Annotated in this window: 22 protein-coding genes, 1 tRNA gene and 2 pseudogenes; 11 read left to right on the forward strand and 14 right to left on the reverse strand. The window is 56.3% G+C overall.

What is annotated here, in order from left to right; genetic code table 11:
• Positions 1-24 precede the first annotated feature (24 nt).
• A pseudogene (gene gcvP / locus MKZ35_RS14870) lies at positions 25-2,941 on the forward strand (aminomethyl-transferring glycine dehydrogenase).
• A gap of 79 nt (positions 2,942-3,020) precedes the next feature.
• Here gcvP and MKZ35_RS14875 read toward each other — a convergent pair.
• Positions 3,021-3,320: a hypothetical protein gene (locus MKZ35_RS14875; RefSeq protein ID WP_482514011.1), complete on the reverse strand. Its 300-nt coding sequence runs from the start codon at positions 3,318-3,320 to the stop codon at positions 3,021-3,023.
• A 217-nt stretch (positions 3,321-3,537) separates the two neighbouring features.
• Between MKZ35_RS14875 and MKZ35_RS14880 the strand changes: the two genes are divergently transcribed.
• On the forward strand, positions 3,538-4,146 hold the full coding sequence (locus MKZ35_RS14880; RefSeq protein WP_482514012.1) for a DUF4136 domain-containing protein: 609 nt from the start codon (positions 3,538-3,540) through the stop codon (positions 4,144-4,146).
• 82 nt (positions 4,147-4,228) lie between these two features.
• On the opposite strand, the gene lipA is transcribed toward MKZ35_RS14880, so the two are convergent.
• Together lipA and MKZ35_RS14890 are read right to left on the reverse strand one after the other, a co-directional pair.
• The gene (gene lipA, locus MKZ35_RS14885) at positions 4,229-5,122 is read right to left on the reverse strand and encodes a lipoyl synthase (RefSeq protein WP_482514761.1); all 894 of its coding nucleotides are present in this window, start codon (positions 5,120-5,122) and stop codon (positions 4,229-4,231) included.
• A gap of 214 nt (positions 5,123-5,336) precedes the next feature.
• Positions 5,337-6,086, reverse strand: coding sequence for a hypothetical protein (locus tag MKZ35_RS14890; protein WP_482514013.1), 750 nt, complete (start codon positions 6,084-6,086; stop codon positions 5,337-5,339).
• A 150-nt stretch (positions 6,087-6,236) separates the two neighbouring features.
• Here MKZ35_RS14890 and MKZ35_RS14895 point away from each other — a divergent pair, with 150 nt between their 5' ends.
• Together MKZ35_RS14895 and MKZ35_RS14900 are read left to right on the forward strand one after the other, a co-directional pair.
• Positions 6,237-6,371: a hypothetical protein gene (locus MKZ35_RS14895; RefSeq protein WP_482514014.1), complete on the forward strand. Its 135-nt coding sequence runs from the start codon at positions 6,237-6,239 to the stop codon at positions 6,369-6,371.
• Between the two features lie 26 nt (positions 6,372-6,397).
• Positions 6,398-6,640, forward strand: coding sequence for an OsmC family protein (locus MKZ35_RS14900; protein WP_482514762.1), 243 nt, complete (start codon positions 6,398-6,400; stop codon positions 6,638-6,640).
• Between the two features lie 70 nt (positions 6,641-6,710).
• On the opposite strand, the gene ytxJ is transcribed toward MKZ35_RS14900, so the two are convergent.
• The 4 genes from ytxJ to MKZ35_RS14920 form a co-directional block, all read right to left on the reverse strand.
• Positions 6,711-7,055, reverse strand: coding sequence for a bacillithiol system redox-active protein YtxJ (gene ytxJ / locus MKZ35_RS14905; RefSeq protein ID WP_482514015.1), 345 nt, complete (start codon positions 7,053-7,055; stop codon positions 6,711-6,713).
• Positions 7,012-7,386, reverse strand: coding sequence for a hypothetical protein (locus tag MKZ35_RS14910; RefSeq protein ID WP_482514016.1), 375 nt, complete (start codon positions 7,384-7,386; stop codon positions 7,012-7,014). The genes ytxJ and MKZ35_RS14910 overlap by 44 nt, the downstream gene beginning before the upstream one ends.
• Positions 7,387-7,515: 129 nt before the next feature.
• Positions 7,516-7,797 (reverse strand): hypothetical protein, encoded by a 282-nt coding sequence (locus MKZ35_RS14915; protein WP_482514017.1) that lies wholly within the window; start codon positions 7,795-7,797, stop codon positions 7,516-7,518.
• A 342-nt stretch (positions 7,798-8,139) separates the two neighbouring features.
• Positions 8,140-10,140: an alpha-ketoacid dehydrogenase subunit alpha/beta gene (locus MKZ35_RS14920; protein WP_482514018.1), complete on the reverse strand. Its 2,001-nt coding sequence runs from the start codon at positions 10,138-10,140 to the stop codon at positions 8,140-8,142.
• A 269-nt stretch (positions 10,141-10,409) separates the two neighbouring features.
• Here MKZ35_RS14920 and MKZ35_RS14925 point away from each other — a divergent pair, with 269 nt between their 5' ends.
• Both MKZ35_RS14925 and MKZ35_RS14930 read left to right on the forward strand, forming a co-directional pair.
• Positions 10,410-11,900, forward strand: coding sequence for an ArnT family glycosyltransferase (locus tag MKZ35_RS14925; RefSeq protein ID WP_482514019.1), 1,491 nt, complete (start codon positions 10,410-10,412; stop codon positions 11,898-11,900).
• A gap of 72 nt (positions 11,901-11,972) precedes the next feature.
• Positions 11,973-13,241 (forward strand): M16 family metallopeptidase, encoded by a 1,269-nt coding sequence (locus MKZ35_RS14930; RefSeq protein WP_482514020.1) that lies wholly within the window; start codon positions 11,973-11,975, stop codon positions 13,239-13,241.
• Positions 13,242-13,328: 87 nt separating this feature from the next.
• Here MKZ35_RS14930 and MKZ35_RS14935 read toward each other — a convergent pair whose 3' ends face one another.
• From MKZ35_RS14935 to MKZ35_RS14950, 4 genes are all read right to left on the reverse strand, one after another.
• Complete coding sequence (locus MKZ35_RS14935) at positions 13,329-13,748, reverse strand: hypothetical protein (RefSeq protein ID WP_482514021.1); 420 nt, start codon at positions 13,746-13,748, stop codon at positions 13,329-13,331.
• A 137-nt stretch (positions 13,749-13,885) separates the two neighbouring features.
• Complete coding sequence (locus MKZ35_RS14940) at positions 13,886-14,266, reverse strand: hypothetical protein (protein WP_482514022.1); 381 nt, start codon at positions 14,264-14,266, stop codon at positions 13,886-13,888.
• Positions 14,267-14,360: 94 nt separating this feature from the next.
• Positions 14,361-14,675, reverse strand: coding sequence for a hypothetical protein (locus MKZ35_RS14945; protein ID WP_482514023.1), 315 nt, complete (start codon positions 14,673-14,675; stop codon positions 14,361-14,363).
• Between the two features lie 138 nt (positions 14,676-14,813).
• On the reverse strand, positions 14,814-15,368 hold the full coding sequence (locus MKZ35_RS14950; protein ID WP_482514024.1) for a hypothetical protein: 555 nt from the start codon (positions 15,366-15,368) through the stop codon (positions 14,814-14,816).
• Positions 15,369-15,572: 204 nt separating this feature from the next.
• Here MKZ35_RS14950 and pheS point away from each other — a divergent pair, with 204 nt between their 5' ends.
• From pheS to MKZ35_RS14975, 5 genes are all read left to right on the forward strand, one after another.
• Complete coding sequence (gene pheS, locus MKZ35_RS14955) at positions 15,573-16,619, forward strand: phenylalanine--tRNA ligase subunit alpha (RefSeq protein WP_482514025.1); 1,047 nt, start codon at positions 15,573-15,575, stop codon at positions 16,617-16,619.
• An 84-nt stretch (positions 16,620-16,703) separates the two neighbouring features.
• Positions 16,704-17,618 (forward strand): 3-hydroxyacyl-CoA dehydrogenase NAD-binding domain-containing protein, encoded by a 915-nt coding sequence (locus tag MKZ35_RS14960; RefSeq protein WP_482514026.1) that lies wholly within the window; start codon positions 16,704-16,706, stop codon positions 17,616-17,618.
• Entirely contained in the window at positions 17,602-18,054 is a 453-nt protein-coding gene (locus MKZ35_RS14965) for a hypothetical protein (protein ID WP_482514027.1), read from the forward strand. Before MKZ35_RS14960 ends, MKZ35_RS14965 begins: the two co-directional genes overlap by 17 nt.
• Positions 18,055-18,149: 95 nt before the next feature.
• Positions 18,150-18,226 (forward strand) — tRNA-Asn (locus MKZ35_RS14970).
• 134 nt (positions 18,227-18,360) lie between these two features.
• Entirely contained in the window at positions 18,361-18,531 is a 171-nt protein-coding gene (locus MKZ35_RS14975; protein WP_482514028.1) for a hypothetical protein, read from the forward strand.
• 78 nt (positions 18,532-18,609) lie between these two features.
• Here the strand turns inward: MKZ35_RS14975 and MKZ35_RS14980 are convergent, their stop codons facing one another.
• From MKZ35_RS14980 to MKZ35_RS14990, 3 genes and pseudogenes are all read right to left on the reverse strand, one after another.
• Entirely contained in the window at positions 18,610-19,287 is a 678-nt protein-coding gene (locus tag MKZ35_RS14980; protein WP_482514029.1) for a sterol desaturase family protein, read from the reverse strand.
• Positions 19,288-19,357: 70 nt separating this feature from the next.
• Positions 19,358-19,887, reverse strand: a pseudogene (locus MKZ35_RS14985) (shikimate kinase).
• 65 nt (positions 19,888-19,952) lie between these two features.
• Entirely contained in the window at positions 19,953-21,011 is a 1,059-nt protein-coding gene (locus MKZ35_RS14990) for an ABC transporter permease (protein WP_482514030.1), read from the reverse strand.
• Positions 21,012-21,038: the final 27 nt, after the last annotated feature.

Below are 21,038 nucleotides of genomic sequence, written 5' to 3' on the forward strand. Positions count from 1 at the left end.
TCCCGCCACCTCTATCTTCTCTTTATGTTGCTGAAAACCAAGCCCGCTGATGTGTTTGTGGACCGTCACAACGGCCCCGACGAAGTTGCTGTAGCCCAAATGCTGCGCACCATTGGCGTGGAATCCCTCGATCAGCTTATCGACGAAACCGTACCGGCGGCCATCCGCCTCAAGCGCCCCCTGAACCTGCCCGCTGCCCTCACGGAGCGCGCTTTTCTGGCTAAGTTCAAGCAGATAGCCGGTCAGAACAAAATCTATAAAAACTACATCGGCCTGGGCTATCACGACACCCAGCTGCCCGCCGTTATTCAGCGTAATATCCTCGAAAACCCCGGCTGGTACACGGCTTACACGCCCTACCAAGCCGAAATTGCCCAAGGCCGCCTCGAAGCCCTGCTCAATTATCAGACGATGGTAATTGACCTCACCGGCCTCGAAATTGCCAACGCCAGCTTGCTCGACGAAGGCACCGCCGCCGCTGAGGCCATGAACATGTTTCATAGCCAGACCAAAAAAGAACACCACGAAGTTCTTTGTTTCGGAGCTGGTATTACCCCAGACCATCGACGTGCTGCGCACCCGCGCCACGCCGCTGGGCATCGAGCTGGTACTAGGCGACCACCGCACCGCCGACCTCACCGATGCGGCGCTGTTTGGCGCCATGCTTCAGTACCCCGCCGCCGACGGTCAGGTGTTCGATTACACCGATTTCATCACCCAGGCCCACGCTAGCGGCCTCTTCGTAACCGTAGCTGCCGACCTGATGGCGCTAACGTTGCTGAAGTCGCCGGGCGAGATGGGCGCTGATGTGTGCGTGGGCAACTCCCAGCGCTTCGGCGTACCGATGGGCTACGGCGGCCCGCACGCTGGATTCTTTGCTACCAAAGACCAGTTTAAGCGCGTCATTCCAGGTCGTCTTATCGGCCAGAGCATCGACGCGGCCGGCAATAAGGCGCTGCGTATGGCGCTGCAAACCCGCGAGCAGCACATTCGCCGTGAGAAGGCCACTTCTAATATTTGCACGGCGCAGGTGCTTCTGTCGGTATTAGCTGGTATGTACGCCGTGTATCACGGCCCTCAGCGCATTCGCCAGTTCGCTACAAACATTCACGCCTTGGCGCAAACGCTGGAAAAAGCCCTGACGGCCCTGGGTGTTGAGCAGAGCAACGAATTTTACTTCGATGCACTGAACTTACGTCTGGAAAGCAAGGAGTTGCAGCAAGCCGTGAAGCGCGAAGCCGAAGCGGCTGGCCTGAACTTCCGCTACTTCGACGAGGTGCGCGTAGGTATTTCCCTGCACCAAAATACGGAAGCTTCAGACGTAGCCGATATCGTGCGCGTATTCGCTAAAGTGCTGGGCAAAGAAGCCGGCACAGTTGAAATGCCTGCTGACATTGAGCTAACCTGGCCCGAAGGCTTGGTCCGCACCAGCGAGTACATGACTCACCCCATCTTCAACACGCACCACTCCGAGCACGAGATACTGCGCTACATGAAGCAGCTGGAGAATAAGGATCTGAGCCTGGCGCACTCCATGATTCCGCTGGGTTCGTGCACGATGAAGCTCAACGCCACCGCCGAAATGATTCCGGTGACGTGGCCTGAAATCGGCGGCCTCCACCCTTTTGCCCCCCGCGAGCAAGCCAAAGGTTACACGCAGATTTTTGAGGAACTGGAAGCGTGGCTGTGCGAGGTGACTGGCTTTGCCGCCGTCAGCCTGCAGCCTAACTCCGGTGCTCAGGGCGAATATGCGGGTCTGTTGGTTATTCGGGCTTACCATGAAGGTCGGGGCGAAGGCCACCGCAACATTGCCCTGATTCCGGCTTCGGCCCACGGCACCAATCCCGCTTCGGCCGTGATGGCTGGCATGCAGGTGGTCGTAGTGAAAAGCGACGAGCACGGCAGCATTGATGTAGCTGACCTCAAGCAGAAAGCGGAGCAGCACGCTGCCAACCTCTCCTGCCTGATGGTGACGTACCCCAGCACGCACGGCGTGTACGAGGAGACCATCATCGACATCTGCCGCACGATTCACCAGCACGGCGGCCGCGTGTACATGGACGGCGCCAACATGAACGCCCAGGTAGGCCTCACGTCGCCTGCCAACATTGGCGCCGATGTATGTCACCTCAACCTGCACAAAACCTTTTGTATTCCGCACGGTGGCGGCGGACCGGGCGTGGGCCCGATTGGCGTAGTAGCTGATCTGGCGCCTTATCTGCCTGGCCACGTGGTAGTGGAAGTTGGCCATGAGAAAGCTACCGGCGCGGTTTCTTCGGCTCCTTGGGGCTCGGCCAGCATTCTGCCTATTTCTTATGCTTACATCTCCATGATGGGCGGCGAAGGGCTGACGCAGGCGACGCGCATTGCTATTCTGAACGCCAACTACATTAAGGCCCGCCTCGAAGAGTACTACCCGGTGCTATACGTGGGGGCGCAGGGTCGTTGCGCCCACGAGATGATTCTGGAGTGCCGCCATTTCAAAAAGGCTGGTATCGAGGTAGAAGATATTGCCAAGCGCCTCATGGACTACGGCTACCACGCGCCTACCGTGTCGTTCCCCGTAGCCGGCACGCTGATGGTGGAGCCCACCGAAAGCGAAAGTAAGGAGGAGCTTGACCGCTTCTGCGAGGCCATGATCAGGATTCGCCACGAAATCAGGGCGGTGGAAGAAGGCCGCGCCGACGCCAAGGACAACTTGCTCAAGCACGCTCCGCACACGGCTGCTACCATTATGGCCAACGAGTGGAACCGTCCGTACACCCGCGAGCAGGCCGCCTACCCCATCGAGTACGTGCGCGCCGCCAAGTTCTGGCCCACCGTCAGCCGCATCGACTCCGCCTTCGGCGACCGTAACCTTATCTGCGCCTGCACGCCCATCGAGGAGTATGTGGACGCCGAAGAGAAGCTGGTTGAAACCGACAAAGGTCCGTCGTACTAAGCGGTTCTAATATTACTACAAAAAAGCCCCCTAGATGCAGATCTGGGGGGCTTTTTTTGTAGTAATACGCTACCTGGCGCTACCGTTGCGGAAAGCAGGTGCGGTACAAATACCCATTTAATACCTTGCCGTTTTCCGTCACGCGGGCCCGCACGAAGTAGGCGTCTACCGTGTCGAGCACCTGCACCTCAGCGTTTACGCCAAGGTTAGTGAGCTGAGCAGATTCTTTGGTCATGCCATCGTAGAGAATGCACTCCACGACCGTAGTATGAGTTACCGGTTTTTTGTTGCTGCGCGAAGAATTGAAGGAATCGTCGCGGACGGCGCTGCAGGAAGCAAGCAGAGCGAGGCCAAACAGGCAAGGGTAGAGTTTGTGCATAGGTAGAGTTTAGGTTGGGGAAGATATAGAAATTTCAAGTTGATCAAGGTTTTTTCCCTGAAAAAATTTGCTTTTACTCATTTGGCAAGCCCTCCGATTTGGGAACATTGCCCCCCACCGCGGCGTTGTAGTGCCAGAGTCAAATATCCGCTCTGCTCGCTCGTTGTAGCCAGCAGAAGCTAATTTGGCTCATCACTCTAACTCTTCGCCAACTTACATGAACGCACTCACCCGTTTATTTACTCGTCCGGTCGCTTTGGTGGCCGTCGGGTTGTCTTTGCTGCTGGGCGCTACCAGCTGCTCTTCTTCCCGAGTAGGCGTCACCTCCGACTACGACCACTCGGTTAATTTCCGTAACTACAAAACCTGGTCGTGGTATCCACAGCAAACGGCTGACGCCGAGGGTGGCCCGGCCCGTGGCTACAATTCCTTTCTGGACAAGCGCATGCGCACGGCCGTGGAGCTGGAAATGAAAAAGCGCGGCCTGACTTATACCGAGGAAAGCCCCGATTTATTTGTGGCTTACAGCGCCAAAGTAGAAGACAAGCAGCAGGTCAACGGCGGCGGCTTTGGCTACCCCTTTTATGGCTATGGTGGCTACGGAATGTACGGCCGGGGTCCTTATTCGCCCGTGACCCAATACAAGGCCGGCACGGTTATCATCGACTTCGTTGATGCCAAGCGCAAAGAGCTGGCGTGGCGCGGTCAGGGCCAGGCGCAGGTAGATAAGAACACTATTTCGGAAGAAGAAGTGTACCGCATCGTGGGGGGCATTTTAGAGAACTATCCACCCCAGGATGGCGCCAATGTTAACGCCCGGCGCTAAGCTGCCTTACGTGAGCCCAAAAAAGCCCCCCAGATAACTGGGGGGCTTTTTTTGTATCTTGAATAATGGCAACGCCAATGCTTTAAATCGGTACGTTCACATGGCGCTCGGCGTGGTAGCTGCTGCGCACCAGTGGCCCCGACTCCACGTACTTCAGGCCGCGCGCCAGACCCTCCTCACGGTAATGTGCAAACAGGTCGGGGTGAATAAACTCGGCAACTTCCAGATGGCGCTTGGTAGGCTGTAGGTACTGGCCCAGGGTCAGGATGTCGAGGCCGTTGGTGGCGAGGTCGTCCATGGCCTTATACATCTCCTCTTTGGTTTCGCCCAGGCCCAGCATAATGCCGGATTTGGTGCGCTTACCAGCTGCCTTCGTGCGCCGAATCTGCTCCAGGGAGCGGTCATACTTGGCCTGCGGGCGCACCAGTCGGTAAAGGCTGCCTACGGTTTCGATATTATGCGACACAACCTCCTGGCCGCCGGCAATCATCGTATCCAGCGCCTCCCAATTAGCTTTCACATCTGGAATAAGCGTTTCGATGGTCGTAGTCGGCGACAATTGCTTTACCCGCACCACCGTTTCGAGCCAGATGCTGGCCCCACGGTCCTTCAGCTCATCGCGGTTCACGGAGGTAATCACGGCGTGCTTCACGCCCATCAGCTGAATAGCTTCGGCTACGCGGCGTGGCTCGTCGGTATCAAACTCATTGGGGCGGCCGGTGGCCACGGCGCAGAACGAGCAGGAGCGCGTGCACACGTTGCCCAAAATCATAAAGGTAGCCGTGCCCGCTCCCCAGCACTCGCCCATATTGGGGCAATTGCCGCTCTCGCAGATGGTATGCAGCTTATGCTCATCTACTAGCCGACGAACTTTAGCATATTCGGGGCCGACGGGCAGCTTTACGCGCAGCCAATCGGGCTTGCGCGGCCGGGCTGGAGCCGCCGGCTCGGGCTGAATAATGGGTAAGGTCAGCAACAGTTCGTCCATAGTACAAAGGTAAGGGTCAGGCAGGAGTTAGCCGCATATCGGGCTTGAGCCGCGCACCCTACGCGCACAGCAGCCGGTATAACAAACAAGAAGGAAATAAAGATGCCCCGCAACGGTGTACCGATTTGGTTACCGTTGCAGGGCAGTACGCTGGGGGGCTTTTCTAAGCCGCTATCCACCCATTCTAAATGCAGAAACAGGGCTAGTTGCGGGTTCCCAAGTAGATAGTCAGATATACGGAAGGAAAAAATGTTTCATTTAGCGATTTATCCGAAATACCGGTAGCCCGCAGAATAGTAGGGCGGCTGGGGAAATACTCGAATAAAAAGCCGGTTTCGATACCCGCCACGGCGTCGCGGTAGCGGCCATACTCAAAGCTAAGGGCGCCGCGCAAATGAACCCCAGCAGACGGCTTCACGTTACTGGCTCCACTAAATAGTGGGGCCCGATCGACGAGCAAGGCGGCTTGGCCATGAATAGCAGGATCGTATTGCTCGTTGCGGATATCTTCTGTTCCAACGGGGCGGCCGCTGCCATCCCGTGTCGTGTAGTCGTAGTAGATTTGATAAGGCATCAGCAAAGCCACCGATGGGCCGCCACCGAGTAAGGCGTTCACCTGCACACCCGACTCCGGGGCTTTACGAAAGATAACGCGCTGAGCGCCAAAGGATGGCCGCAGCACGAACATGTAGTTCGACTTGTTTAGCACATACGTGCCACCCGTAAACTGATTGCCGACGCGCTGCTCTTTGGGGTGCTTCACCTCCACGCCCTCAAGGCTCCAGAAGCGCGACCATTTATCGTCCAGCACGCGGGTAGAGCGCACGTTGACGCCCCCAATCAGGCCGCCTCGGGTGTTGAAGTTCACGCCATACGTAAACTCCTTCCGATACGAAGGCGTCTCATTGGGGGTGGCATCCTGGGCCTGGGCAGCTGAGGCAACTCCCAGCAACAGGACGAGGCCGAAAAAACAGAGGTCGTATGGGTAGCAACACAGCTATACAACTGAGAAATTCAAACGAAATTGGCCCCCTGACAGCGGCCCCACCGAAAGTACGTAAATTTGCGCTCAAAGTATTGCACCCTTCCTGACTATATGACTATGAATACTGCCACCGCCCGCTATACCGGCCAATTACGCACCGAAGCCACGCACAGCGCCTCCAGCAACGTCATTTTTACGGATGCTCCCCTTGATAACCACGGTCGGGGCGAGGGTTTTCGCCCACCGACTTAGTAAGCACGGCGCTGGGCAGCTGCATGATGACCATCATGGGAATCGTAGCCCAGCGAAGCGGCCTCGACCTGACTTCGACTACCTTTTCCGTGACCAAGCACATGGCTAGCGAGCCACGCCGCATCGCTCAGATTGATGTTGACTTTCGGATGCCCGCTACGCTTTCGGCTAAAGACCGTGCTGTGCTCGAAAACGCAGCGCGTACTTGCCCCGTGGCGCTCAGTCTGAATCCTGAAATTCGCCAGCAGGTTCAGTTCTCTTACGAGTAGCATACAAGTAAAAAGAACGTCATGCTTCGACAAGCTCAGCATGACGTTCTTTTTTATCTAAGATGCTTACTTACGCGCTGAGCATACTCTTCACCTCACTGAGGCGAATGCCCATGTGAGAGGCATTGTAGCTACACTCGCCGTCTTGAATAAGCAGTAGCTGAGGCGACTCGTGGCGCACGCCAAACATTTCGGCAATGGCCCCGGAAATGGGGCGAAAGCGCAGCAAATCGAGGTAGTAGATTTTAGCGTCGCTGAGGCCGGCTTCGGCCCATTGGCGCTCTAATTTGCTTTTCGCGGCCGCGCTGATCGAGCAGGTAGTGCTGTGTTTAAAAATAAGAACTGGCTGCTTGTGCGACTCGCGGGCAATGTCAGTCAGTTGGTCTGCTTGGGTGAGCTGTTGCCAAGGAATCATAGTTCGGAGGAAGGTTGAATGGGTTTTTCTTCTTTCCCAGACGCAGATTCACGCGGGATGGTTCGCTTACTTTCGCGGTACCGGTGTGGTCGAATTGCAGACGGCCCCTGCCATCGTGAGGAAGTGCCCGGGGCTGGCTGCGGTGCAGGTCGTCCCGGTTCACGGCTAGGTGCGACTCTTTATACTCAGATTTATACTTACGAGCTTCGCGCAGGGCTTTGCGGTTTTCGGCGCGCAGCTTAGCCGGGCTGGTTTCCACCGTCTGGGCCGAAGCGGTAGATGCGGAGCAACTGAGTGCAAATCCGATGAATAACAGGATAGCAAGACGCATGGAAGTAATTAATAAGAGTCAGTAGTCGAACCTGATAAATTTGCCCCCCAGACGCGCTGGCACCGAGGAGTTTGCTATTCGTATTCAACTATACGTAAAGCAATACTGGTCAGGCAATTTGGGCCCAACTTACTGAAATGGCAGGGGCCGCCCAAAGAGCATGAGCTGCCCTACTTTACGCTTGATGCGGCGTCGCTCATACTTTTTCTTTTTTAACAAGCCGTTTTTGTCGTAGCTATTGCGCTGGCCTTTGAGCGCCATAACTGGGGCTGCGCCGCCGTTGTCGCCCGTATTGGTAGTCGCTTTGGGCTGCGGCGGGGCCGATGGGTTAGGCAGGCGGTAGGGCCGGCAGGCGGTAGCAAAAGTCAGAGCGGCAAGCACAAACAGCCAGCGGCAGCGAGGAGTAAACATGGCTAAATACGTAAGAATATTCGCTATCAGCCGGCCACTGGCAACCGACCTAGGCAGGATTTTCACCCTTTCCCTCTCAATTATTAATCCAACGCAACTCAAGCATGCTACGCGCCCTGAAGCGCAGCCACCATTATGAACATGGCGACTATGTTTTTTCCATCGATTTCCTAGTGTGTATGGACTGTAAGCAAAAAGGCGGTCATGCTGAATCTGGCGTCCGCTTGTCGAAGCATCTCGCGTGCTGATGAGAGGTTACTAATCCCACGTCAGCACGCCAGATGCTTCGACAAGCGGACGCCAGATTCAGCATGACGTTCTTTTATCAGCTATCTATACACTTTAATAAGCCAACAGCTTTTCTACCCGTTCGCGCAGACGCTGCTGCGGCAGGAAAGCCTGTTCCAAGGGCGGCGAAAACGGAATAGCGGTATCCAGAGAAGCCACGCGCTGCACGGGGCCATCGAGGTGCTCGAAGCAATGCTCGGCTATCCAAGCCGCAATTTCGCCCCCCAGCCCACCGGTAAGCGTGTCTTCGTGGAGCAGCAGCACACGGCCGGTCTTTTCTACCGTCTGGCGCACGGCTTCTTCGTCCCAAGGCAACAGCGTGCGCAAGTCGAGGATGTCGGCGTCGAGGTTCATTTCTTCGGCCAGGCGAGTAGCCCAATGCACGCCCAGGCCGTAGGTGATGATGCTGAGCGTATCGCCTTCACGTACCAGCTTGGCCTTACCAATGGGCACCGTGTAATACTCATCCGGCACAGGGCCGCTCACGGAGCGGTAGAGCAGCTTATGCTCGAAGTACATGATGGGATTCGGGTCTTCGATGGCCGCGTTCAGCAGGCCCTTCGCGTCGTAGGGGTTGCTCGGAAAAACCACCTTCAGGCCCGGTGTGTGCACAAACCAGGCTTCGTTGCTTTGGGAGTGAAACGGCCCCGCCGCCGAGCCGGCTCCGGTAGGCATGCGCACCACCACATCAGCATTTTGGCCCCAGCGGTAGTGGCTTTTGGCCAGGTTATTCACAATCTGGTTGAAGCCGCAAGTCACAAAATCGGCGAACTGCATTTCTACCATCGCCTTTTTCTTCTTGATGGAAAGCCCCAACCCGGCCCCGAGAATGGCCGACTCGCACAGCGGCGTATTACGCACCCGCTCCTTGCCAAACTGCGCCACAAATCCATCGGTTATTTTGAACACGCCGCCGTAGTCGGCAATATCCTGGCCCATGAGCACCAGCTCGGGAAAGCGCTCCATGCTCTGGCGCAGCGCGTCGCTGATGGCATCCACGTAGCGCTTGTCGGTCTGGGGGGCATTTTCGGCGGGTTCGTGGGCCGGGGCCTCAAAGGGGCGGTACATATCGGCTATTTCCTCCGCTACGTTAGCTGTCGGCATGGGTACGGCATCGGCCACGCGCAGGCCTTCCTCTATTTCGCGCTTAATGGTTTCGCGAAAGCGCATCTTGGCTTCCTCATCCAGAATGCCTTCGCGCAGTAGCCACTGCTCATAGGTAGTTACCGGGTCTTTCCTGGTCCACTCCTCAAACAGCTCCTGCGGCACATATTTGGTCCCCGACGCTTCCTCGTGCCCGCGCATGCGGAAGGTGAGGGCCTCCACCAGCACCGGGCGCGGATTCTGACGCAGATCCTCGGCCAGGCGGCGCACTGTGTCGTACACGGCCAGCACGTTATTGCCGTCCACCTGCACGGCTTCCATGCCGTAAGCGGGTCCTTTATCCACGAACGAGCCGAATCGGAATTGCTCGCGGCTAGGGGTGCTGAGGCCGTAGCCGTTGTTTTCGATCATAAAAATGACCGGCAGCTGCCACACCGCCGCCACATTCAGCGCCTCGTGGAAGTCGCCCTCCGAGGCGCCACCGTCGCCGCTGTATACCAGCGTCACTTTGGGGTTTTTATCGAGCACATCGGCCAGCGCAATACCATCGGCCACGGCCAGCTGGGGGCCTAAATGGCTGATCATACCCACAATGTGATGCTCATTGGTACCGAAGTGGAAGCTTCGGTCGCGGCCTTTAGTAAAGCCGGTTGTTTTGCCTTGCCACTGCGCAAACAGCTGATCCAGTGGCACATTGCGCCCCGTAAACACGCCCAGGTTGCGATGCAGCGGCAAAATATATTCGTCGGCTTCCAGCGCCAGCGTGCTGCCCACCGAAATGGCTTCCTGCCCAATGCCCGAAAACCACTTGCTTACTTTGCCCTGGCGTAGCAGAATAAGCATTTTTTCTTCAATGAGGCGTGGTTTCAGTAGGCCTTGGTACAGGTGCAGCAGCACATCTTGGGTATATTCTTTCCGGTCGAACTGAAGGGCGGGGGTAGCTACTGACATGGGAGGGAACGGAGGGAATGATAGCGGGGGCCAAAAGTACGGGTTTGGGCACAAGAGCACGCTATCCTGCTATTAGTCTCCCTTATCTTTGCCCTCAGTTCACCCAAATTGAGCCTGAATGCTGGCCTGAAGCAGCTACTGATGCAGGCTATTGTTCAGTAACAAAGCTTGTATCAGGACTTTAGTGTCTTTATGTACAGCACGATTTTCAACTCCAGGTTTTTCACCAACTTTCCGGCTAAGTACTAACGCTGTATCAGCTATTCTTTTTGCCACGCTCCCACTTCGCTCCCACCATCCCGCACCAACTGGCCCGGCTCCTGCTAGTGCTGGCGGTTTCTGCTCTACCCTTGTTCTGGTTATTGGGCAGCTTACCCGCTCAACAGTGGGATGAGGCCCGCACCGGCCTTAATGCCCTCGAGATGCTACGGAGCAACAACTGGCTGGTGCTCACCCACCGAGGCGAGCCCGACCTCTGGAACAGCAAGCCGCCCTTAGCTCCGTGGCTCATGGCCCTCAGCTTTAAGCTGCTAGGGGCCACAGAAGTAGCCCTGCGGCTGCCTTCCGCCCTTGCGGCCCTGGCTACGGTACTTGTCGTGTACTTTGCTGGCAGCCGCTGGCTGGGCAGCTGGCGGGCAGGCTTGCTTGCCGCCTTAGTTCTGCTGACCACGCAGGGCTACGTTACCTTGCACGTCTCGCGCACCGGCGACTTCGATGCACTGCTCACTCTCTGGACTACCCTGGGCACGCTGAGTTGGCTGGCTTATCTGGCTACCGGCCGCGCCCGCCACGCCTGGGGAACGGGGGCCGCCTTCGCTTTGGCCGTCCTGACGAAGGGCATTGCGGGGCTGCTATTCGGGCCGGGTATCATCCTAGCTACTTTGCTGACAGGCCAAGTCCGCCGCCTGCGCCAGGTGGCTCCCTGGGGGGCTTTTTTGCTGATTATCGGGGTTGGTGTCACCTGGTATACTGTGCGTGAGCTGGTTGCGCCTGGCTATCTGGCTGGCGTGTGGCAGTATGAGGTAGGTGGGCCAGCCGGGGAAGAACTGGAAGGCCACGGCCACCACTTTTTCTGGTATATAAGTAAGCTGGCCGAAACCAAATTTGGAGCTTGGCTGGTGGCAGCGCTAGGCGGTATAGGGCTAGGTTGGTGGCTACCGCGCCGCAGTCGAGGCTGGTGGCTGAGTCGGGTGCTGAGCACTGTGGCCGGAATGTTTTTGTTGGTTATATCACTTGTAAAAACGCAGCTTGATTGGTACGATGCGCCGGTGTATCCGTTGCTGGCCTTACTGGCTGCCGGCGGCTTGGTTTGGGTGGGCCGCATCGTGGCGGCTCATTACCACCGTCGCCCTGCGGCAGCGGCGCGCCTGGCTGCGGTGCTGCTGGTAGCCGCGCAGCCCTACGGCGTACAAGTGATGCTCATCCGGCGCTCCACGGATATGACCCTGCGTGATTCATCCCTGTTATATGGTCGTCATTTGCGGGCCCAGGCCAAGCAGCTTCCCCACCTGCGCGAGTACATCTTGGGCGACAACGGTGTGTTTAACGATAGCCCCGAGTTTTATATGGCTGCCACGACGATGCAATACGGCCACCGCATTACACGGGTGGGTCCCTGGCAGGTTGGGTGGGCCACTCCGCCCCGCGTAGTCACGACTTGCGGAACGAAAGCTTGGCGGCCATGGCAACAGTACTACCAAACCCGCGTTCTATTCCGCACCGACTCCTGCGTAACGTTTCGGCTGGAAGCCCGCCGCTGATAGCCACCCGAACCGAATAGCTCAGCTGGTGGTTTGCTATTTACCTTTTACTCGACTTTAGCTTAGGTTTTAATGATACTCTTCCAGGAATTTACCCTCGCCAATGGCCTCCGTTGCATCGTGCATGAAGACCACTCCACGCCGATGGCCGTGCTCAACGTGCTCTATAATGTGGGCTCCCGCGATGAAGACCCCGATCATACAGGTTTCGCCCATTTATTTGAGCATCTGATGTTCTCTGGCTCAGTGAATATTCCGAGCTACGATGAGCCTTTGCAGCGTGTGGGGGGCGAAAATAATGCCTTCACCTCCCCCGATATTACCAACTATTACCTTACCCTGCCCGCCGCCAACATCGAAACCGGCTTCTGGCTCGAATCAGACCGGATGCTGGGCCTGGCCTTCTCCGATAATGGCTTAGAAGTGCAGCGCAAAGTGGTAGTAGAGGAGTTCAAGCAAAACTACCTCAACCAGCCCTACGGCGACGTGTGGCTGCGCCTGCGTCCGCTGGCTTATCAGCACCACCCCTATAACTGGTCGACTATTGGCAAAGAAATCAGCCATATCGAAAACGCGGTGATGGACGATGTGCGCAACTTTTTCGCCAAGCATTATGCCCCCCAAAACGCTATTCTGGTGGTTGCGGGCGCCGTGTCGTTGGCCGAAGCTCAACGACTGGCCGAAAAGTGGTTTGGCCCCATTCCCGGCGGCCCACGCTATGAGCGTCAGTTGCCAGCTGAACCTCGCCAGACCGAAGCGCGCTTTCTCGAAATCACGGCCGATGTGCCGCTGAGCGCTTTTTACAAAGTGTACCACATGCCTGGCCGCGCCGATGAGGCCTACACCGCCGCCGATTTGCTTTCGGATGTGCTGGGTCGGGGCAAGTCCTCACGCCTCTATCAGCGGCTGGTCAAGGATCAGCAGTTATTTAATGGCATTTCCGCGTCCTGCACGGGCTCACTGGAGCCTGGCTTGCTTGTTATTAGTGGCAAACTCAACGCCGGGGTGAGCCTGGAAGAAGCCGATGCCGCCGTGGAAGCCGTAGTAGCTGAACTGCAAGCTACGCCTGTAACGGCCGAGGAGCTGGAGAAAGTTAAGAACCAGGCCGAAGCCAGCATTGTATTCAGCGAAATTGAGCTTCTCAATCGCGCCATGAACCTAGCCTACAGCAAGCTTATAGGCGATGCCAACTTAGTAAACGAGGAAAGCGCCCGTATTCAAGCCGTTACGCCCGAGCATGTGCTGGAAGCCGCCCGCGAAACTCTACGGCCTGAGAACTGTAGCACGCTGTATTATCGGGCTCAGCCTAAAGCCGTTGAGGAACTGGCGGTGGCTGAATAGATGCTTAGTTGATGATAGAGAATAATTTCACAAAAAAGCCCCCCAGATACATCACTGGGGGGCTTTTTTGTGAAATTATTTCGGCTATTACCAGTCGCTGCCCGACTGCGTTGCCTTAGCGGGAGCGGGGGCTGGAGCCGGAGTGGTCGTTTGGTTACCCAGCGTGTTGGTAGCCGGGGCGGGTGCCGGCGCAGGTTGAGCATCTGCGCGGCGTACGCGCTTAAATGGCTTATTCAGTGGCCGACCCATGTAATCAGTGGTTACGCGGCGGGATGGGGCGGCCGTGAAACCTGGGGCTATCTGCTGGCCCCCACTACGCGATATTGGGTCGCTCTCGGCCTCATCTACGTAAGCCGCCGCCGCAATCCAGGTGGCGGGAGGCGCATCGGCTTTAGGTGCCGGCTGAGCAGGTTGGGGCGCGGCCGGAGCAGGCTGCTGTTGGGCCAACGCGTTGGTTCCACCCAAACAGGCAGTTAAAACCAGGGCTGAAAAAGCAAGTCGAAGCATGGCAAAGGTGGTTAGCTGTTACAGGTTGTAACGGCCCTAATACGATTTCGCGCACAAAAGTGCCTGAATAGTAACCGATTATTCGAAAAACCATTCAGACACCTTCAACTTTAGCTTTGAGAATCAGGCGATTGGCGCTACTTTTTTGTAGTAGCCTTCGTCGTTTTTTTCACGGGTGTCTTCTCCGAAGAAAGCGTTGAGGAGCTGGAGGCAGTCTTCGCAACGGGCTTTTTCAATGGCCGTCCCATATAATCGGTAGTGGGCGGGCTGGGCATGTTCAGGCGCATGCCGGGAGCCAGCTTTGTCGTTTCCTCATTGCGCCGACCCGATCGGTCGTAGCGGGAGTAGGCACCGGAGCGGGGCTTCGCGCGCACATTGCTGGTACGGTGGTAGCCATTGGCGGTTTTTTTGGTGGTTGTAGTTGTGCGCTTCTTTGTCTGAGTCTGAGTCTGAGCCTGGGTGGGTTCAGCCACAAACATAAACACGAGGGCCACGACGGTAAGTAAACTGATTTTCATTGGGCAAGGGATAAGAGTGACTATACTTTAAAGTGGCAGGACAGTAGCCTTTAACTCCACCCTGCCACTTCAAATTACGGTTCAATACAAACTATCATTCTCGCGGCGCGCCGCCTGCGGGGGCATCGGGCGAAGACAGGGTTGAACCTTCCTTTTTGTGCATAGCACGCTCTTTTTTCAGTGCCCGAATCCTCTTTTTGATTGGTCTGTTCCTATAGTCTGTTAGCACATCCTGCTTAGGTGCGCCGGTCATGCCGGGGGCCACGTAGGCGCCCTGCGTATCCAGCAGGGGCGGTTGTTCGCTCAGCCCCGCGGGCGTTGTGTCACGAGCGGCCACCCTGCTAGCGGGTTTAGTGGCTTGGGCAGCAGCAGGCAAACTTCCTAGCGCCACGATTAAGCCAACAGACAAAAGGGATTTGACCGAGAGCAACATCGCGCATAAACAGTTGATAATATTCTTTATACGGTCATCTTCGCTGCTACGGATTATTAAATTTAAAAAAACCTCCGCTCACTTAAATCCCAACAAGCTTAAGCGCTGCCATTCTTACCAGGAAGCAGGCGTATCGTCGTCGGCGTTGGCGGGAGTCGGAACAGGCTGAGCGGCCAAAGAGGAGGATGCCGAGCGACGAATTTTGCGCTTCAGCGGCCGACCCCAATAATCGGTGCTCACGCCGCGGTAAGGCGAGCTGCTCATACCAGGCGCCACCATTACGCCGGAAGAGCGCATCATTGGGTCGGTTTCAGCAGCGGCTTCCGTTTCCGTGTTGGCAGCAACGGTAGTAGCGGCTTTTTTCGCGGCCTTCGCCTGCTTTTTCAAGGGACGGCCCCAATAATCAGTAGTGGGCTTTTGGTGGGTGCTCAAGCTAATGCCGGGGGCACTCATCCAGCCGGTACGGTAGCCAGTTACTTCCTCAGCAGCGGCTGCCGGAGCGGCCGTAGTGCTGCCCCAAGCATCATCATCGGCAGAGACTGGAGCAGCCGGAGCCTCTGGCTCAAACCACTCATTGGTTGTTGACTGGGTGCTGTTCTTGGTTTGCGCTTGGGCAGAAGTATGGAAGATGGCGACCAGCGCCAGGGCAGATAACAAGAGAGATTTCATAGGAAGGGTGAGTTGGCGATGAGTATCGGACCAGAACCTCTGGCCACCGTCGGAAGACAAACGGGTGGCGCCCCACGTTTAGTCTTATACCGTTTCTGTCTAGCTTTTTGCAGCAATCGTACCAATTTTCGCGAAGCCCGGATTTGATACGCCGCAAAATAGGACCTACCGGATTTTGAGCCGGACGCGTACCTTTGCTATACTATGCAGGAGACCATCACCCAGCTGCGGGCGGCCATTGAAGCCCACGATCTTTCCACGCCCGAGCAACTAGAGCAGTTTCGCTTGGCCTTCACCGGCCGTAAGGGCCAGCTGGCCGATCTGTTCGACCAGCTCAAAACCGTGCCCCAGGATCAGCGCCGCGCCGTTGGCCAGGAGCTGAATCAGCTTAAGCAATTAGCTCAGGATCGGTTTACCCAGCGTCAGCAGGAGTTGAAAGCGGCCCGCGAAAATGCCCCCCAGAACCCTAAATTCGACTATACTTTACCCGCCGTGCCACAAGCATTGGGTACGCGGCATCCGCTGAGCCTGGTGCGTGAGGAAATGGTGCGCATCTTTGCCCGCATTGGCTTCAACGTGGCAGAAGGCCCCGAAATTGAAGATGACTGGCACAACTTCACGGCCCTGAATTTCCCCGAAAACCATCCGGCCCGCGACATGCAGGACACATTCTTTGTGCGCCGCAACCCCGCCGAGCCGAAGGAGGATTTTCTGTTGCGCACCCACACCAGCACCGTGCAGGTGCGCGTGATGGAGTCGCAGGCGCCACCGATTCGCAGCATCATGCCCGGCCGCGTGTACCGCAATGAGGCCATTTCGGCCCGTGCTCATATGATGTTTCATCAGGTGGAGGGTATTTTTATTGACGAAGGCGTAAGCTTCGCCGACCTGAAGCAGACCGTGTATTACTTCGTGCAGGAGATGTTTGGGGCCGATATCAATATCCGCTTCCGGCCGTCGTTTTTCCCCTTCACTGAGCCCAGTGCCGAAATTGATATCACCTGCTTGATCTGCAAAGGCACGGGCTGCAACATCTGCAAAGGCTCGGGCTGGGTTGAGATTGGCGGCTGCGGCATGGTCGATCCCGCCGTGCTCCAGCACTCCGGCATCGACCCCGAAGTGTACTCTGGCTATGCCTGGGGCATGGGCATTGAGCGCATTACGATGCTAAAATATCAGATCAAGGATTTGCGTTTGTTCACGGAGAATGACCTGCGGTTTCTGCGACAGTTTGAGGGAATCATCTCTTAGTAAACTACTGACTTCTAAATCGTTGGGCTGTAATATCCGCTCAGATTGTACGCCCGCCTCTCCCCTACTTTTGCCCGACTCGCTATGACAACTTCCCCCGAAAATGCCGCAGCATCCACGCAGCCGGTGGCCAGCGCATCGGTTTCGCCGCAGATCAGGACAATAGCAGTAGTGGGGGCGGGCACGATGGGGCTGGGCATCGCGCAGCTTTGCGTACAGCACGGCTTCCCAACCATCTTATTTGACCTGAACGCCGATATTCTGGCTAAGGCAGAGGCAGCCATTGCGGCCGGTTTGGGCAAGCTGGTGGAGAAAGGAAAAATGCCCCCCGCAAAACGCGAAGCTGCCCTGGCCCGCCTCCGTCCTACCACCGATTTAGCCATTGTACGGGCCGATTTAATTATTGAGGCCGTGGTGGAGAAGCTGAATATAAAGCATGAGCTTTTTCAGAAACTAGCTACCCAAAATGCCCCTCAAACCATTCTGGCCTCCAATACTTCATCGCTGCCAATAACGCGGCTAGCGGCGGCAGTTCCTCATCCGGAGCGCGTCGTGGGCATGCACTTCTTTAATCCGGCGCCGCTTATGGCGCTTGTGGAGGTCATTAGCGGCGTGGCTACGGCCCCAGCCGTGGCTGATGCCGTGCAGGCCCTGGCTGAAAAGCTAGGCAAACAGCCCGTGCGGGCCGCCGACGCCCCTGGCTTTATTGTGAATCGGGTGGCCCGGCATTTTTATGTCGAGAGCCTGAAGCTGGTCGAGGAGCAGGTGGCACCGTTTGACGTAGTAGATGAACTGCTGGAAGCTACCGGCTTTCGGATGGGGCCGTTTCGGCTTATGGATTTGATTGGTGTTGACACCAACTTTTCGGTGACTAGCGCTATGTTCGAGGCATTTCACTTCGACCCCAAGTTTCGGCCTAGCCGTATTCAGCAGCAGAAAGTAGACGCGGGCCATCATGGTCGCAAAACGGGGAAGGGATTCTATGACTATTCAAGCTAAAAAAGCCCCCCAGCGCCTCCTTATGAGCTTAGCGCTTACCGTTGTGCTCGGCTTGGGCGGCTGCGGTGATTCCAGCAGCGCGGAGCCGCTAATCCCATTTGTAAGCTTTATTGAGAGCATAAGCGTTCTGGACCAACGTTACCCACAGCTGCGCACCGACAACGGCGCCGTAGAAATACCAGGCGGCGTACGAGGGCTTATTATTGTGCGCCAGAATGCCAGCACGTACTTAGCTTTTGAGCGCAACTGCCCTTATCGTCCTTACGATGCCGCGTGCGCTACAGTGAGCGTAGATGCCTCGCGCTTATTTCTGGTCGATGACTGCTGCGGCTCACAATTCACGCTGCAAGGCCAGGTGCGTGGCGGCCCCGCTCCGCGACCGCTCCGTCAATATGCTACTTCGCTCTCTGGCAATTTGCTGACAATCACGAATTAGCAAATTCATCTGAAAGAAAAAGCAGAAAGCATTTGCGATTTCTATGGCTTTGCCCTAACATTGCACCCGCAACGACTGATTAAGTCGCCATAACCGCTTCCTTAGCTCAGCCGGTTAGAGCATCTGACTGTTAATCAGAGGGTCCCTGGTTCGAGCCCAGGAGGGAGCGCCACTACCTAGAATGCCCGCCCTTACCGGCGGGCATTTTTGGTTTTCAGGCCACCTCTCAACCTTTTGCGGGTTAAGACAGTATCATCAGACGGTCCGGCCTTGCGCTGGCTTTCCTCCTCTTTTGCCTAATGTTCTATGAAAACTTTCCGTCCTTTTCTTTTCGGCCTTCTCATTCTGCTCACCTTTTCACTAAGCAGCTGCGACCTGATAGGCGATATTTTTGAAGCCGGTGCTTGGACTGCGCTCATCGGCGTGTTTATCGTGGTAGTTCTCATCGCCTTTCTGGTGCGGAAGATGCGCCGTTAATCGTCTTTTATTTACACAAAAAAGCCCCCCAGTGTTTAATTGGGGGGCTTTTTTGTGATGAAGCTATCGTTAAGGACGCTACTTGCTGGCTTTCTGCTCGGGCATGGTCCCGATGATGTGGTCCCATATAGTTGTGCTCACGCCAAAGGCAATTTCATCTTGCCGGTAGTGATGCTGCGCGTGGTGATGCCACCACACTTTCAGGAAGTTCTTGGGTGGGGAATAGGCATGAATGGCATAGTGCACAAACAGGTATAGGGCGTAGCCGAAGATAAAGCCCGATAAGATGCCGAAAGCAGCATTGCCAAACACAAATCGAAACACGAAGAATAGCAGTGAAGCCACAAAAACCGACACAATGGGCGGCATAGCCAGGCGAGTTTTATCCTTCGGAAACTCGTGGTGTACACCGTGCATGGTGTATTGCAGCTTCGCCCGCTTAGGGGTAGTGGCCGGCAGGTGGTAGAGGTAGCGGTGCATGGCATACTCCGCGAAGGTGAACAGAAACCAGCCTAGCAGAAACAGGCCAAAGGCTGAAACGCCCGCAATCAGGTTGTGCGTAAGACCGTAGTACAGGCTGCCCAGCGCCGTAATCATAAATATAGACACGGGCAGGGCAATGTGGGTATGCGTAAGCCTTTCCAGTACCGGGTTCTCAAACAACCGAGCCGAGCCCTTATGCTTGGGCTTGATGGCATCCGGGGTTTTCACCGGCGTAGGCTTCAAATCAGGTGGGGTAGCGGGTGCGGTATTCATATACAAATAAGCTTCTTATTCAGAGCAAAAGTACAAACCACAACGCAAATAAAGCGCGTTTGGCAGTCGATTAACCCGTGGTGTGGTAGCGTACCAACATATTCAGCACAGCATCCACAGAACAGACACCTTCACAACGCAATGGCGCTTGGCCGTAAAACTGACTACGGGAACCTAAGGTTTCAGATAAGCGGGTGAAAAGGGCTGTTTCGTCAGGAATAGTTGCCAGAAGTGGACGGGTACCAGCTGCTCGCAGCAAACGCTGCACCAGCTCTGATATTGGAACAGCCAAGTAAAAGGTAGTGCCGGTGGCAAGAAGCACGTCTAAGTTTTGATGAAAGCAAGGCGTACCACCACCCGTAGCCAGCACCATGCGCGGCTGCGCGGCTATCAAGGACCGCAGGACTGCCGCTTCGGTGGCTCGAAAGTAAGTCTCCCCTCCGCTGCGAATATCTCCGGAACACTGCGCCCCTCTTGTTCTACAATTTCCTGGTCCAGATCACGGAAGGGCATTTCTAAGCGCGTAGCTAGCGCCTTACCCAACGTTGTTTTGCCCGCGCCCGGCATGCCAATCAGGTAAATGCTAGTGTCTGAAATCATGCAGCGAAGGAAGTAATACAGAGAATAGTCATCGGACTATCCCAAGCAAAGCGATACCTCACCCCTTAGGACAATCGTACCCGTGGATCAAGGACTGCGTAAAGCACATCGACGACGATATTGATGACGACGAAGAGAAAGGCTATAAAGATGGTGGCACCCATCACAACCGGAAAATCAAGGTTTTCGACGGCGCGTAATGTTACCGTGCCTAAGCCTTTCCAGTTGAAGATATATTCAATAAAAAAGGCCCCCGCCATCAGGGAAGCCAGCCAGCCCGACACAGCGGTAATAACCGGATTGAGCGCATTTTTGAGCGCGTGGCCCACGATAGTCTGGTAGCTGGAAAGACCTTTGGCACGCGCCGTGCGGATATAATCCTGGCTTAATACGTCCAGCATAGAGGAACGAGTGAGCTGGGTAATCACGGCCAGGGGACGAATACCGAGCGCAAAGGCCGGCAGCAGCAAGTTGCGCAGTACCAAATGGCGCCCCGTGAACGGGTCGGTTTCGTAGAGCTGACCGGTCAGATTGAGACCGGTCCAGTGGCTCCAGTAGAAGCCAAAGGTCATGGCGATGAGGATACCGGCCACAAACGAGGGCACCGAGATGCCTAGCACAGAAGTAGTAATCAGCGTGCGGTCGAGCCAGGAATGGGGGCGCACGGCGGCTAGTACCCCAAACAGAATACCCAGCACGGCCGCAATCAGCATGGCAGCCAGCGCCAGCCACAGCGTGCCGGTAAAGTGGTCGAGCAGAATGCTCAGTACGTCTTTGTTGCTTTGAAACGAGCGGCGCAGATAGGGCGTTTTAAGCACCAGCGCATTTTTGCCCCCCAGCGGCACCAAGGCCGTTCCGCCGTACTTGGCTATACCCGCCGAGTCGCGCGGGTGCAGGCCCAGGGGCGACACATCGTTGAGATACCCGACGAGCTGCGCAGCTAGTGGCTGATCAAGGCCCAGGTCGGCGGCAATGGCAGCGCGGGTGGCCACGTCGGAGCGCTGGCCGGCGAGCAGCGCTACCGGGTCGCCGGGCAGTACCGCGAACAGGAAAAATACGGTGAGCGCTACGCCGGCCAGTATCAGCACCCCTTGTCCTAAACGGCGCAGTATAAAGGAAACCATAGGCTGGGGGCAAAATTTGAAGGTTGT

It is taken from the genome of Hymenobacter sp. R533113 (assembly GCF_056835965.1).

What these genes read in the sequence shown, in the direction of transcription:
- MKZ35_RS14940 (WP_482514022.1), bottom strand. Translation starts at nt 14,266, where the DNA reads ATGAAAATCAGTTTACTTACCGTCGTGGCCCTCGTGTTTATGTTTGTG.
- ytxJ (WP_482514015.1), bottom strand. Translation starts at nt 7,055, where the DNA reads ATGATTCCTTGGCAACAGCTCACCCAAGCAGACCAACTGACTGACATT.
- MKZ35_RS14880 (WP_482514012.1), top strand. Translation starts at nt 3,538, where the DNA reads ATGAACGCACTCACCCGTTTATTTACTCGTCCGGTCGCTTTGGTGGCC.
- MKZ35_RS14980 (WP_482514029.1), bottom strand. Translation starts at nt 19,287, where the DNA reads ATGAATACCGCACCCGCTACCCCACCTGATTTGAAGCCTACGCCGGTG.
- MKZ35_RS14895 (WP_482514014.1), top strand. Translation starts at nt 6,237, where the DNA reads ATGAATACTGCCACCGCCCGCTATACCGGCCAATTACGCACCGAAGCC.
- MKZ35_RS14990 (WP_482514030.1), bottom strand. Translation starts at nt 21,011, where the DNA reads ATGGTTTCCTTTATACTGCGCCGTTTAGGACAAGGGGTGCTGATACTG.
- MKZ35_RS14975 (WP_482514028.1), top strand. Translation starts at nt 18,361, where the DNA reads ATGAAAACTTTCCGTCCTTTTCTTTTCGGCCTTCTCATTCTGCTCACC.
- MKZ35_RS14900 (WP_482514762.1), top strand. Translation starts at nt 6,398, where the DNA reads ATGACCATCATGGGAATCGTAGCCCAGCGAAGCGGCCTCGACCTGACT.
- MKZ35_RS14965 (WP_482514027.1), top strand. Translation starts at nt 17,602, where the DNA reads ATGACTATTCAAGCTAAAAAAGCCCCCCAGCGCCTCCTTATGAGCTTA.
- MKZ35_RS14920 (WP_482514018.1), bottom strand. Translation starts at nt 10,140, where the DNA reads ATGTCAGTAGCTACCCCCGCCCTTCAGTTCGACCGGAAAGAATATACC.
- MKZ35_RS14875 (WP_482514011.1), bottom strand. Translation starts at nt 3,320, where the DNA reads ATGCACAAACTCTACCCTTGCCTGTTTGGCCTCGCTCTGCTTGCTTCC.
- MKZ35_RS14915 (WP_482514017.1), bottom strand. Translation starts at nt 7,797, where the DNA reads ATGTTTACTCCTCGCTGCCGCTGGCTGTTTGTGCTTGCCGCTCTGACT.
- MKZ35_RS14910 (WP_482514016.1), bottom strand. Translation starts at nt 7,386, where the DNA reads ATGCGTCTTGCTATCCTGTTATTCATCGGATTTGCACTCAGTTGCTCC.
- pheS (WP_482514025.1), top strand. Translation starts at nt 15,573, where the DNA reads ATGCAGGAGACCATCACCCAGCTGCGGGCGGCCATTGAAGCCCACGAT.
- MKZ35_RS14930 (WP_482514020.1), top strand. Translation starts at nt 11,973, where the DNA reads ATGATACTCTTCCAGGAATTTACCCTCGCCAATGGCCTCCGTTGCATC.
- MKZ35_RS14950 (WP_482514024.1), bottom strand. Translation starts at nt 15,368, where the DNA reads ATGAAATCTCTCTTGTTATCTGCCCTGGCGCTGGTCGCCATCTTCCAT.
- MKZ35_RS14960 (WP_482514026.1), top strand. Translation starts at nt 16,704, where the DNA reads ATGACAACTTCCCCCGAAAATGCCGCAGCATCCACGCAGCCGGTGGCC.
- MKZ35_RS14935 (WP_482514021.1), bottom strand. Translation starts at nt 13,748, where the DNA reads ATGCTTCGACTTGCTTTTTCAGCCCTGGTTTTAACTGCCTGTTTGGGT.